Here is a 13,929-nt window from a genome sequence, read left to right on the forward strand (position 1 = left end):
ATTTATTGTGACAAACGTTGACACTTTGCCAAACGTCGAAAAAATTATCGTACTTGATTACGGTAGTCAGTATAACCAGCTGATTACACGCCGTATTCGTGAGTTCGGTGTTTTCTCAGAATTATTGAGCCACCGCATTACCGCTGAAGAAGTAAAAGCGATGAATCCAAAAGGGATCATCTTATCTGGCGGACCAAACAGCGTCTACGACGAGAACTCTTTCGGCATCGACGAGAAAATTTTTGATTTAGGCATCCCAGTTTTAGGGATCTGTTACGGCATGCAGTTGATTACTTATAAATTAGGCGGAACAGTTGAACCAGCCAAAAACCGTGAATACGGCAAAGCAGAATTGGAAGTCACTTCTGATGCAGCGGCCCTTTTCCAAAACACGCCCGCAACCCAAACCGTGTGGATGAGCCACGGGGATTTGGTCACTCAAGCACCTGCAGGCTTTGACGTTGTGGCGACGAGCAAAGATTGCCCGATTGCTTCTATCCAAGATGCCGAGCGCAAAATGTACGGTATCCAATTCCACGCAGAAGTTCGCCATTCAGAATACGGCAACGACTTATTGCGTCACTTTGCTATTGACGTTTGTCAATGTACAGGTGATTGGACAATGGACAACTTCATCGATATGGAAATCGCAAAATCCGCGAACAAGTGGGCGACAAAAAAGTCTTGCTTGGTCTTTCCGGCGGGGTCGATTCTTCTGTCGTTGGTGTTCTTTTACAAAAAGCGATTGGCGATCAACTGACTTGTATTTTTGTTGACCACGGCCTCTTGCGTAAAGGCGAAGCCGAGCAAGTAATGGAAAGCTTAGGCGGCAAATTCGGCTTGAACATCATCAAAGTTGATGCCAAAGAACGTTTCCTATCAAAACTTGCTGGGGTTTCTGATCCTGAAGAAAAACGCAAGATCATCGGGAATGAATTCGTGTACGTCTTCGATGATGAAGCAACCAAACTAGCTGGCGAAGAAGGCGTTTCTTTCCTTGCCCAAGGAACCCTTTATACCGACGTCATCGAATCAGGAACCGAAACTGCTCAAACCATCAAATCACACCACAATGTGGGTGGTTTACCTGAAGACATGCAATTCAAATTGATCGAACCATTGAACACCTTGTTCAAAGACGAAGTCCGTGAATTAGGGACTCAACTTGGCATGCCAGACAGCATCGTATGGCGCCAACCATTCCCTGGACCAGGTCTAGGCATTCGTGTCCTTGGCGAATTGACAGAAGAAAAACTAACGATCGTCCGCGACTCGGACGCAATCTTGCGGGAAGAAATCGCAAATGCCGGCTTAGACCGCGACATTTGGCAATACTTTACCGTCTTACCAGGCATCCGCTCCGTCGGTGTCATGGGTGATGGCCGGACCTACGATTATACCGTCGGCATCCGTGCAGTCACTTCAATCGATGGCATGACCGCTGACTTTGCCCGCATCCCATGGGAAGTCCTACAAAAAATCAGCGTCCGCATCGTCAACGAAGTCGCACACGTCAACCGGATCGTGTACGATATTACGAGCAAACCACCTGCTACTGTGGAGTGGGAATAAAGTAGCAACCTCACTTGGTTGCGAAATGTTGATTTAACAGTTTTTAGTTCACTTGGAATGGATAACAATGACCTGTTTTACCTAGATTCACCACCAAAATCCCGTCAGAGAAATCTGACGGGATTTTTGATTTAGGCTTAATCTGACAACCCTTTTGGGAAAATACGATAAGAAATTGTTGATTCTCGTTAACTATGTTAATCCCAATAGTGGGACTAACTCTCATATTGGAAATCAGATACGATAAAATAAGCTTAAATGCTTTTATTGCCTAAGTTTCTATAGAAGGTTTTTATTAAAAAATAAAAAACACAAAAAAGGGTGGACCTGAACTATGAAGAAGAAAGCTGTCGTTTATTGTGTTACGGGGTCACATATTCAATTAGCTGCAGTATCCATTGCGTCAGTAGTAAATACTTATGAAGGGAATGAACCTTTAGATATATTAGTAGTTGTAAATGAACTAGGGAACGAAGAAATACTGAAATTGAAAAGTATTTCTAGATTATATGGAGAAAAAAATGTAATTATTACTATTTGGTATCCACCTAAAATAATAAACGAAATAAAGAATTATAGTAATTCGCGTTTTCCTGAAGTCACTCTGTGGAGATTATTTCTACCTTCATATTTTAGCAATTATGATTACATTCTCTATTTAGATAATGACACTATTGTATACGATGACGTATCCAATTTCTTTGATTTGATCCCTGATCAAAAATCAATTGCTGCAGTTAGAGACTTCTACTTCTCAGTTATAAGTGATACAGAGGACAGCTTTAAATATTTTGGCGTAAAAACTATGAAGAATTACTTCAATTCTGGAGTTATTTTATTTAATGTAGTTGTGTTCAATGAACAGATACGACCAGAAGCCATAGTACGTATGATAAATAAGAATGAATACTTGTATTTAGATCAAACCATTTTAAACATTCTTTGTGAGAGAAGTGTTGAGTTGTTGCCTTATGAATACAATTACCAGAAAGATGATCATTGGTTATTTGATTGGGCAAAAAATGTGAATCCACTCAAATTTTTGAAAATTGAAAAAGCTAGAAAAAATATAAAGATTCGACATTTCGTTGAATTTGAAAAAAATTCGATGCCCTGGGAGCATCTTTCCATACAAGATAGATGGGAAAAAGATTTTTGGAATTATCTGTATGAAATCAAGTCAACAAGTTTAAGGAGTGGAAAACAATGAAAAAAATTTTTTCAAGAATTCGTTCGTTATTTTTAATTGCATTAATTTACTCTATAGGAACAATTTCTGTAGATGCAAAGTCAGCCGACATAGCGAAGACGCCTATTGTTGATTATTACTATCCTGGAATATTGTATGGTACAGCTACTTGTGTTAACGAATACGGTACCATCATTTACGACTCAAACTCACTAGGAGAAACCTACCAAGAGGCTGTCAATGAAGCTGCGCAATCATGGAATCAGTCGATTGGGAGATCGGTAATTGTCGAAAAATCAAGTGTAAATGCAGCAGATAACCAAGTTGATTTAGTTTTGCAATCAACGGATGGCGATTCCTATGCAGATATGGGGTACTCCGGATTTGGTTGGGGGAATAGTACGAACAGAATATTTTTGAATAAAGCTGCTTTAAATGACGCATCATCTGGAAAAGGAACCTCCGGCTACGTACAGCTGGTTTCAACTATCCGACATGAAATGGGGCATATTTTAGGTCTCCGACATGACAATGGATCAGTGATGGCTGATTTATATGATGCCCAGGTTAGCAACAATCAAGAGATGCTGGATGCAGCGCAAAAAACGGCGGACTCAATTTCTAAGGGGATACTTCCTGCTGTCCCATTATTCAACAAATATGCGATACTAAATATCCTTAATAATAGGGATAAAATCTATTATTTGAATAATCATCGTTCTAATCAAATTGCCTCAATCTTTTTAGATTCTCCTGCTGGAAAAATTTCTGGTGTTACTTTCATCGATCAAACAGTTGAAATAACAGGTAACTATAATTTGTATAAACTGTCTCTGTCCCCAAGAGATCCATATGTGGGAACAATTTCGAGTAATAATCTTATGAATAGAACTGTTTCAGTTACTGAAGATATAGTTTCTATTTATGGTCAACACTATTATCTTTTTGAAATGGATGGAGAAGAGTATATTGTTAATCGCCGCGCCTTCGGATAAATTCGCTACCAATTCTTACTTGAAAAGTTGCCACTGCAATCTTGGAAAAGTGTGTTTGCAATCTTAGATACATTCTTTCGTGGCAAACATACGCCTGTTAAGTAAGAAGAAAATTAGCAAACGTTTCATGCCAATCCGCAAGTTTTCAGCCTTTTCTGTGAGGATTTTTTGGACAAAATCTCGGCATTGAAAAGTAATTAAAGGAATTAATAGCCAAAGAAAAAACCTATGGTTAGCCTTTCATCGTTTCATTTTCTAGCTGACAAAAAACAGCTAGTGATTGATCCCTAGCTGCTGATGATGAGACAAATAACATTGAAACACCTTACTCGACTACAATCACTTTATTTCCACCGTCTTGCTCCGCAAAGTTTACCGTAAATAGATCCGTCGAAGCATCATAACTGATTCCATCACTTTGAGAGACGATTTTTTGGTAGTCTTTTGGCAATTTTAAGGTCATGGTCGTCGTTGTTTGAGTTGGATCAGAAAAGGCATAGATGGTTTTGCCTTCTCTACTTGTTCTAATCAATGAAAGAGGTTTGTTAGTAGTAATATCGGCGACACTACCTCCATCATTCTGCCAAAAATTGATACCTAAATAGTCAGTTTGATCAAGTTTTACTGCTTGAACTTCCGAGGTATTGGCTAAAATCTCTAGCGGTTTTTCTTGGGCATAGGCAGTCAGTTCTGTTTCATTGATGCCTGGCAACATGACATACGCATAATGATCCTCCACGGGATTTTTGCCATGATTGATCAAGAATTTCCGATATTCTCCAGTATAAACCGCATTACTTGGAAATGCCTCATTGATTTCTGTATAGCTGCCTGTTCGTGTCTCGCTTACCACGTTTACTGTCGTTTCTTCTGGAAAATAGTATCCGATATTGGCCTGGGAATGATCGGAGTCTAACAACAACCACTGCTTGCTGCTTGTTTCATTTGTCTGATCAATGCTTCCTTTATCAGAAAGGATTTGATAAGTATACGCATCGTTTAGTAAGCGATTATCCACGACCGTCTCAATAGAAGCTGTCGTATCACCAGTGATTCCCGCACCTAAAGCGACAATCTGCCCATCAATGATAAACCACGATTTTTTTGCCCGCACGTTCATAGGTAAAACGTTCCCGTTATTTTTTGTACCCGTTTTGTTTAATGCCATTCCCACCGCAGCTGCACCATCATAAGCCACACCGCCTACCCACTTTTCTGGAGACGTTACCGTTGTAAAAGCAGAATTTTCATCCGCTAATTGTACGGTATCCACGGTTGTTCCTGGCAAGCGATATGGATCGACGGTCGGCCAATAGCTAGAATTGAATTGAACTTGATCATCATTATAGAGGTAGAGCATCCCGTCTGCTGTATGCCACCCACGCTTGTTTTCCTTGTTGCCAGCTTCAAAGGAAGAAATACGACTGGAATATAGCCCTAACCCCAACATATAATCAGTTGTTCGTTGAACAAAGCGATCCATTGAAGCGTACAGTTTTGTTCCCGTAAAAGGTAATGCATCCCCTGTAATCGATGGGTCTGCCAAGAGATTCACCGTCATTTGTAAATCATTGAAGTCTCTTGCATTCGTCAAATAATAGTCTGGATTTTCTTTGAGCCAATATTTGGCAGCTTCACGGAATCTTTGCTGGTATTGAGTTGGTGCGAATTGAGATACGATCAGCAAATTATAAACTGTTGATGAACCATAACCGACTTTGTTTTTGGCTGGAGCTCTTGAAATCGAACGACCATTAACCAACGGCAGCATTTCTCCTTGATAGATCAACGGCAAGAATGCTTGATCAACATTTTAACAAACGTTTGTATGAGATCAGCGTCCATCTCAAAACTTGATCCTTGCGTGATAGCTAGAATTTGTCCCACACCCTTGATTAGTACATTTCCATAAGAACCAGTATAAGGGATCGTATTATGCTGAATAAAGGAGCCATCTTTATAAAAACCATCGCCTTTTGTGACTAACTGAAATACTTCTTCGATACTTGCTGAAGCTTGTGTGATTTTCCCAGCGTCCCTTTGCAAAATGCCCAAGCCTAATACAGTAAGCGCGAGATCTGTACGATTAGCACCCGAAGTCACAAAATTTGGAATAAAAGCAAGCTCAGTAAAACTGCCTTGTGTCTTCGTATACAATTGCTTGAAGGGATCTGGTACATAACTGCTGATAATGGCAGTGTATTGCTGTAATTTCTCGGACGGTAACTCAGCGCCTAAAATCATTAAAGTACTGATCAGTTTTTGCGGGACACCGATTTGCCAATCCCACCAGTTTCCATGGTACTTTTTCCCATCGTACCCTTTTCGAGTGACCATGAAATCTATCCCGTCAATAATCGTCGTCGCCACTGCTTTATCTTGATACAAAGAACTACCTTTCGTTCCATAGGCTAAAGCCATTTTCTGTAATTTTGTAAATTGAGTCGTTACATCCGCTGAAGCAGTATTCCCTTGTTCGAGGGGCCATAGGCTCGTTCGATCAGATGCTTTATTTATGGTTTGATATAACGCCTCAGCTTCTAAGGTGACCATCTGCACGTAATCAGCCATAGTCGGATTATTTGGATCATAGTGATCAGAAACCAGTTGATTTTGCCATTTTTCTTGCAGTTGCATAAATTCTGCTGTGTGATCTTCCACGGGCAAGCTGCCGATAGGACCGCTACGCATCGATAATACCTTCAGCTTAGATAAATTACCAAACAAACGGATACCCACATACCCGGACCAGTCCCCATCAATTGCCGTACCATTGGGATAGTTTACCTTTTGATTCTCATAAAATAGCTGATCATTTAAAAAGGCACGAAAACTCGAGCCCTCATACTGAAGCAAGAGTTTATATTTTTGTCCCGCAATCAAAGTAGGTCCAGAAATAGCTGTCAGCCATTTTCCACCTGGTTGACCAAGTTGCCACTGCCCATCACGATTATAAGCAAACGATTGCCACTGATCTGTCTTTTGTTCTTCTGCGCGAAAGACCACCCCAATGTTCGCTTGGTCTTCATATAAAAAAGTAGTTTCAAAATCCCCTGAAGACCGCTTGGGAGCATCTTTGTTGAGCGTTACTGATTCCAGATTGGTGCCTTGTTTCGTATTACTGATCATTAAACCAGTAGCATTTTGTGCTACTTCGGCTTTCCCGACTAAATCTTGCCAAGACCCTTTCTGGTTAGAAAAATCCGAGTGATAGATCGATTCTGCTTCCGGCAATTCGGGTATTTGTTCCTCAGCATTTCCAGAAAGACGAGAGGCGCCAACTACCGAATACAACAACAAGAAACACCCCATGATCAGCAGATATTTTTTCCCTTTTTCCATCCTTTACTCCTCCTATTTTGCCGCGCAAAAGATAGCGCTATCATTTTGTGGAATGGGAAAAGAGTGAAGAAATTCATTTCCGCACTCTTTTCCATTGATTTCAGCTATTCTTAAAAGAAAACAGGTTGACTACCCTAACTACTTATACGATTTACAAAACAATCACAGCAGCTGCCCATTTCCTTTTACACCATGATTCTTTCTTAACCCAAAATACCAAACGCACTCAAAACGATCGACAAGATCAAGATGATCCAAATCACTCGAGTGGAATTTAGTTTCTTTTGGCCTAACATCCAGTAGGTCAGCAAGACGAGCAAGATAGGTACAAGGGATGGCAAGATGGCATCCAACGTGTCTTGGATCACTAATTCGACGCCGTCTTTTTTATAGACAAAAGGAACGGTCGCTTTAACGACAGAGGGAATCAAAGCACCAATCACTGTGACCCCTAAAACGGTTGCGGCATTGGTGAAGGCAGATAATTTGTCTTTCAAGGTCGTCACTAATTTGACCCCTTGTTTGTAACCTAGGGGAAGCAACGCTGCCCGACCGAAAAGTAACGCGATGTTGGCGATGATCCAGATGACACAGCCAACGACGGAACCATTTTGCGCCAATGTGCCGGCAACAGAGCCAAAGATCGTTCCCCAAATCACGTGGAACAAGGAGTCACCGACACCGGCTAAGGAACCCATCAAGGCCGTTTTCAAGGCGATGATCGTTTCTTTGGCTTTGTGTCCGTCTTGTTCTTCGATAGCGACATCGATCCCCATGATCAAGTTCCCAAAGATCGCATTGGTATTGAAAAATTGATTGTGGGTCCGCAGCATATCTTGCAGCTGAGTTTCATCGTGGCCATAGAATTTTTTCAAGACGGGCAGGATGCCGTAAAGGTAGCCTGAACTCATCATTCGCTCATAGTTCCAGTTTAATTGGCTTGCCAAAATATAGCGCCAGCTAATGGTATTCAACTCTTTTTTTGTCAGTTTTTGATCACTCATCGCCATCATATCCTCCTTCAAAATCTCCGGCAGCTGCCGTTGCAACCGTGCCTTTTTCGCTATCACGTTTAAAGACTAACATTGCTGCTACGAGCCCAATGATGGAAACGCCGAGCATTGGCACTTGCAGGTACGCAGCTAAAAAGAAGCCTAATAACAAATAAGGAATATAGTGCTTGGTTGGCAAGTAGCGTAATAAGATCGCTACCCCGACGACTGGCAAGACGCCACCAGCGGTTTTTAGTCCAGTCATCAGCCATTCTGGCGTGTTATCGGTAATCGTCGTAACGACTGCATCTCCAGCTAAAAGCATCAATAAAATCGGAATCGCCCGTGACAATCCCCATAAGAAAGAACCCGATAAAACTAACCGTGGGATTCGCTTGACTTGCATGTTGTCGATAGCTCTATCGATCCGGTGTAGCAGAAATACGTTACAAAAACGAGCCACGACATCCAGTTGCAGCATCAGCAAGGACACTGGAACTGCTAAGCCGATGCCATATTCCGCGCCGTTTCCTGAGATCACGGCAAACGCTGTTCCCAGTACTGCGCCGGTAAAATAATCCGGGACGGATGCACCACCAAATGCGGCGATCCCCAAACGCATCAACTGTAAGGTCCCACCGACCATCAAACCGGTCTTTAAGTCCCCCATGATCATTCCAGAAATCATTCCGGCGATCGCTGGTTGGGTCAACGTATTGGAAATAAGTGAATCATTAATAGCAATAAAAGCATAAACAGTAATAAGAATGATTTGATACGCTGCTAAATGCATGAATTTTCCTCCTAATTGTATGAACGAGTCTTAACTGGCTAGTTATCGATCGTTATGTCGCCTCAGATAAATTGTGAAAAACACTCGTTTTTTGACAAATCTTCCGCTACATATTCTCCTCGATCGAAGCGCTGCCTGGTTTATCCTCGTAATTTCTTCATAAAGTCGATCGATGGTTCATTGGGTACAAGCTGTGCCGTGACGGTGATGCCTTTTGCGGCGATCGCTTCAAAAATCGGCTCTTCTTCTGGCAGCACTTGAATGCTTTTGGTCACTTCTCGTGCGCCTTCTTTGTAGCTCATGTTGCCGACGTTGATCGCTTTGATTGGTCCATCTGCTTCAATATAACGCAAAACATCTTGGGGATTTTTGAAAAGTAAAAACAACCGTTGCTTTCCATAACGACCGGCGCGAATATTTTTGGCTGCCGTTGCCACTGGAAGGACGGAAAGTCGCATCGAAGTTGGCGCTGCCATTCGTAAAGAAGATTTTTGTAATGGGTCTGCGGCGGCTTCATCATTGGCTACAATGATCCGTTGCGTGTTTAAACTGGTGGACCAGATACCGGCGACTTGTCCATGGATCAAGCGCTCATCGATCCGACTATTGACGATATTTTCTTGCCCAGCATACGCACTGTAATCCCCTAATTCCTCTTGCTTTTCTTCTAAAATTTCTTGTTCTGCTTGGTTCATCCCTGCTTTGACATCAACGATATTTTCTTTGGCTAAGCAAAGCAGCTCTTTGATCGTCGCTCGTTGATTGACGACTGCCTCTATCACTACGGACAATGTCATTCCAGCTAAGATTGCCACTTCGTCATCCTCTAAATAATTCTTGACTGCAACGTTGCACGGGGTTCCTCCTAATAGATCCGCAATAATCAATGTTGGACCGTTAAGGGCTTTCATTTTTTCGTTCAATTCTTTCTCAAATTGCAGATTGTCACTATCTGGTCGTAATGAAACGGTGTGAACGTTTGCTTGCTGGCCTACGATCATCTCCAGACTGCTTTTGACCCCTTCTGCCATGCCGCCATGACTGATCAATACAATGTTTTCCACTAATTTCCCTCCTACTCCGCAGGTCGCCCCACTTAACATGTTATGTTTCTTGTAAGCATACTATACCACATGGCAAGCTATTCGTAAACCTAATATCTTAACATATTGAATTTTATTTTTCAGGCCTATACAGACTGGAAAACAACGAATTTTCTACACTAATTAAGTGGCAGGAAAGGATTTAACATGTTATGCTTGATGTATTCATATGGAATGGAGGGAAACCACTGTGTTGCCAAAGTATGAGCAGATCAAGCAAGATCTTTTACAAGAAATCAAAGACCATAAATTCATTCCTGGGGATAAGTTTTATTCAGAGGCGGATATCAAGCGAATGTATTCTGTTAGTTCGATCACGGCAGTCAAAGCGTTGAATGAATTGACGAGTGCTGGCTATCTGTATCGCATCCAAGGCAAAGGGACCTTTGTTTCAAAAGCAAAAGTATCTCAGAGTGTGAAGTTTTCCGACATCGAGCTGCATTCACTAGACCAAGAAAAGGTCAAGGTCCTTGCGGTGGAAGAAGGAAATGACCCCGAGATTTTGAAAGAATTAGGCTTGGCTGCCAGTGCTTCCTACTACCGAATCAAACGGGTCCGCTATTTTGGCGATGTTCCTTTCTTGGTTCACATCACTCATTTGCCGAAGAAGCTGATGAAAGAACCGATCGCCAAAAACCTCAACCGGTATGCCAGTGTTTATGAGCGGGTCCGAAAAGACTTTGCGATCGACCTTTTCTCATTAGCTTCTGTTGAAACCAACGAAATCGTCTTTCCTGATGACGCTGAATTGTTGAACTTATTGCAACTGAGCTTCCGAGAGCCTGCGGTCAAACAAGTCAAGCACTCCTATTTAGCAGATGGAAGTGTCGCTGAATACATCGTCAGCTACAAGCATTGGAAATATTTCAAAACAAAAATAGAAGTAGAGCCCGCGTAAATTTGGGTCTCTACTTCTATTTTTTTATTCCACGACAGGTTGATCACAGAAAACGAGTTCCTTGATCTCCACGCCATCGGTTTCAAATACCACGACTTCGTTGCTGCCTTTTTTCAAAAATTCTTTCGGACAGTATAAGGAATGCACGGGGCCACGTTGCCAATAGCGACCAAGATTGGTGCCGTTGACGATAACGACGCCTTTGCCATACCCACGGCAATCGATGAACGTATCTCCTACCTCTGTCAGCGTGAAGGTCGTTTGATAAAAGGTGGGGTGTGTCGGATTTTTTCCTGCTTGATAATCGATGGCTTGTAGCTGCTCTGCGGAAAGCGTCAATGGGTAATGACGATAGCCTTGGTGGAAATGAATGTCTTGCATGATGCCCCCACGGATGCCTTTGGCTTGCGTAGGTCCATTCAATTTAAACCCGTAATTCACGCGCCCTAAGTTTTCCACTAAGACATCTAGCTCGATGGTTTCTTTATCTGGTGCTCCTTGGATCAACAGCTCCTCGCCTAGCGTCTCTTGGTATTGGATCGCCTGTAATTGGCCGTCGGTAAAAATATGCAGCCGATCGCTAGCTTCTACCACTTTTAATTTGTTTTCTCGATGATAGTTTTTTAACTGAACCGAATAGAGCAAATAGCCATAGCCTGTGCTGGCAGCTTCCATTGTTAGAGGATACATGCTTTCTTGCGGTATCATCAGCTGGTCTTTGATGGCCAGTAACGAGACACTGTTTTCGATGGGAAAGGTTCCTAATGCCGCTAATTGCTTGGTCCGTGGTTTGGCTTGCCACACTTCGGGACAGGCTTCTTTTATGGCTTTTTGTACCTGATAGTATTTGTCGGTAGGTTCTCCTGCTTCTGTCAGTAAAGCATCGTAATCATAGCTGGACACTTGTGGTAGATCCAGCGCCCCCCGAGCGGAACAGCCATTGTAAAAACCAAAGTTCGTGCCTCCATGGAACATGTAAAGATTCAAGGAACCGACTGCTAACATCTCTTTGACTTCATTGGCTAAGTCTTGACCGTCTCGCTTGATGATCGGCTCCCCCCAGCGGTTGAACCAGCCATCCCAATATTCCATGCACATGATGGGCCAGTTTTTGCCATGTTTTGCCATAAACTCTTTCATCACAGCCGCATTTTCCTTGGAACGACTGCCGAAATTGCCTGTGACAAAGACGTCGTCTTCAATCAATGTCCCAGCGTCCAAGACTTCTTCCCATGCCCCATCTGAGGTAAACAAGGGTACATCGATGCCGCATTCTTCCATCAACTCTTTGGTTTGGCGCAAATACGCTTTTTCCATTCCATAAGAGCCGTACTCATTTTCCACCTGCATCATGATCAGTGGCCCCCCATGGGTGATCTGCAACGGCACAAGCTTTGGCAGCAAGACCTGGAAATAGTTGCGCACCTTTGCCATGAAGCGTGGGTCGGTTGAGCGCAACCGCATCGGTTCGTTTAACAGCCAAGCTGGCAGCCCGCCAAATTCCCATTCAGCACAAATGTAGACGGAAGGCCGCAAAATGACCATCAAGCCTAGCGCTTGGGCTTGCTTTACAAAAGCACAGATGTCTTTCATCCCCTCAAAGTCGTAGACTCCTTCACGAGGTTCGTGGAGATTCCAAGGAATGTAGGTCTCTACTGTGTTGGCTCCCAGTGCCTTTAGATTGTAGAGGCTATCTGTCCATTGCGCCGGTGTCATGCGGAAATAGTGGATCGCTCCGCTGATCAATTTGATTGGTTTTCCATCTAACAAAAAATCTTCTTTTATCTCAAACGTTCGCATGTCGTCTTCCCCTTTACCAGTATCTTTGCCAATCAGGCAATGCCAATCGGATCAATCCTTCTAAATAGAAATAGTCTCCCCAAAGATTGGGTTCATCGATGCCTTTGCCTTCCGCATGAGCATACACACCATGCAGCAATAAGCCTTCATTTTCTGGCACTTGGCTCGCTGCATACTGCTCGCCTAATTGGTAAAGCATTCCTTTAGCGATTTTTTTAGCATCGGGATATGCCCCCATTTTCTCTGCTTCCAACAAGCCACAAGCCGCAATCGCTAAAGCAGAGCTGTCTTTTTCAGCAGGATGTTGGTCGTTAAAATCAAAGTCCCAATACGGTACCAAATCTGCTGGCAAATGAGCCAAAAACACCTCCACGATCTGCGGATAATTTTCTGGAAAAGGCTGACTATGCAGGTAGCTTTCATTCAAAGGAAGCCCTAAAATCGCCCAGCTCTGCCCTCGTGCCCAAATCGATTGGTCGCTGTTTCCTTGATGCGTCGCACCGTGACTTGGCTGCCCCGTCTCAGGATCGAAATAATACGTATGAAAGGTGGTGGCGTCATTCTTAATGACGGTCTTTCGGACTGTCTGATAATGCTTACTCGCGGCCTCTGCGTAACGAGGCTCTCCCGACAATTGAGTTGCTGCAAATAAAAGCGGCAAGTTCAGTAGCGAATCAATAATCAAGCGGTATTCTTGTGGGTCGCCATAAGTGCCCCATGCTTGAATAAATTCCCCCTTTTCTTGAAACCGTGCCAGCAAAACATCTGCTGCTTGAATGACTTCTTGCTTGCAGTGTTCATCGCCAGTGATCTTGTAGCCCGCACCGGCAGATAAGCTATATAAAAATCCAATATCATGATGATCTAATACAAAATGGTCGTCTAAGCGCGTTTGAAAACTGTCGATATTTTCCATAGCTCGAGTCAAAAAGTTCTTTTCTTTGGTCCACTCATAGGCGAGCCACAACATTCCGGTCCAAAAGCCATTGGTCCAATCATCGTTGCCTTTCAGCCGATATTTGCCATTGGTGGCACAGGCTGAAGGAAAATGTGCGCCAAAGCGCTGACTATTTTTTTCGATCTGTTGGATGCACGCGGTGATTTTATCCGCTAGCCACACATCGGTCACTTTTTCTCCTAACAGGATCAAGCGTTGTTTGTTCTCTTGCAGACGCATGTTTACCCTCTCCTTAACTTGTTAACATGTTAACTGAAATCATTATAACGTAAACGCACAAAAAAAGC

8 protein-coding genes and 2 pseudogenes are annotated in these 13,929 nt (G+C 42.9%); 4 read left to right on the forward strand and 6 right to left on the reverse strand.

Annotated features, from left to right (window positions below):
* The first annotated feature begins 7 nt into the window (after positions 1–7).
* From guaA to FJU10_RS03565, 3 genes and pseudogenes are all read left to right on the forward strand, one after another.
* Positions 8–1,572, forward strand: a pseudogene (gene guaA / locus FJU10_RS03550) (glutamine-hydrolyzing GMP synthase).
* Positions 1,573–1,906: 334 nt separating this feature from the next.
* Positions 1,907–2,782 carry a glycosyltransferase gene (locus tag FJU10_RS03560; protein ID WP_140965164.1) on the forward strand — a complete coding sequence of 292 codons (876 nt, stop codon included), beginning with the start codon at positions 1,907–1,909 and terminating at the stop codon, positions 2,780–2,782.
* Entirely contained in the window at positions 2,779–3,756 is a 978-nt protein-coding gene (locus tag FJU10_RS03565) for a matrixin family metalloprotease (RefSeq protein WP_140965165.1), read from the forward strand. The genes FJU10_RS03560 and FJU10_RS03565 overlap by 4 nt, the downstream gene beginning before the upstream one ends.
* A 325-nt stretch (positions 3,757–4,081) precedes the next feature.
* Here FJU10_RS03565 and FJU10_RS19755 read toward each other — a convergent pair.
* The 4 genes and pseudogenes from FJU10_RS19755 to FJU10_RS03585 all read right to left on the reverse strand — a co-directional run bounded on the left by FJU10_RS19755 (position 4,082) and on the right by FJU10_RS03585 (position 9,986).
* Positions 4,082–7,098, reverse strand: a pseudogene (locus FJU10_RS19755) (polysaccharide lyase 8 family protein).
* A gap of 203 nt (positions 7,099–7,301) precedes the next feature.
* Positions 7,302–8,111, reverse strand: a complete 810-nt coding sequence (locus tag FJU10_RS03575) for a PTS system mannose/fructose/sorbose family transporter subunit IID (protein ID WP_005226799.1) — start codon at positions 8,109–8,111, stop codon at positions 7,302–7,304.
* Positions 8,095–8,883 (reverse strand): PTS mannose/fructose/sorbose/N-acetylgalactosamine transporter subunit IIC, encoded by a 789-nt coding sequence (locus FJU10_RS03580; protein WP_005226797.1) that lies wholly within the window; start codon positions 8,881–8,883, stop codon positions 8,095–8,097. The genes FJU10_RS03575 and FJU10_RS03580 overlap by 17 nt, the downstream gene beginning before the upstream one ends.
* A gap of 140 nt (positions 8,884–9,023) precedes the next feature.
* Complete coding sequence (locus tag FJU10_RS03585; RefSeq protein ID WP_189372228.1) at positions 9,024–9,986, reverse strand: PTS mannose/fructose/sorbose transporter subunit IIAB; 963 nt, start codon at positions 9,984–9,986, stop codon at positions 9,024–9,026.
* A gap of 190 nt (positions 9,987–10,176) precedes the next feature.
* Between FJU10_RS03585 and FJU10_RS03590 the strand changes: the two genes are divergently transcribed.
* The gene (locus FJU10_RS03590) at positions 10,177–10,884 is read left to right on the forward strand and encodes a GntR family transcriptional regulator (protein ID WP_060791605.1); all 708 of its coding nucleotides are present in this window, start codon (positions 10,177–10,179) and stop codon (positions 10,882–10,884) included.
* Positions 10,885–10,908: 24 nt separating this feature from the next.
* Here the strand turns inward: FJU10_RS03590 and FJU10_RS03595 are convergent, their stop codons facing one another.
* Together FJU10_RS03595 and FJU10_RS03600 are read right to left on the reverse strand one after the other, a co-directional pair.
* Positions 10,909–12,684, reverse strand: a complete 1,776-nt coding sequence (locus tag FJU10_RS03595) for a glycoside hydrolase family 35 protein (protein ID WP_140965167.1) — start codon at positions 12,682–12,684, stop codon at positions 10,909–10,911.
* A gap of 13 nt (positions 12,685–12,697) precedes the next feature.
* On the reverse strand, positions 12,698–13,861 hold the full coding sequence (locus FJU10_RS03600) for a glycoside hydrolase family 88 protein (protein WP_140965168.1): 1,164 nt from the start codon (positions 13,859–13,861) through the stop codon (positions 12,698–12,700).
* Between the last annotated feature and the right edge of the window lie 68 nt (positions 13,862–13,929).

It is taken from the genome of Enterococcus sp. OL5, from assembly GCF_006491895.1.
In the GTDB taxonomy this organism is placed as follows: domain Bacteria; phylum Bacillota; class Bacilli; order Lactobacillales; family Enterococcaceae; genus Enterococcus_D; species Enterococcus_D innesii.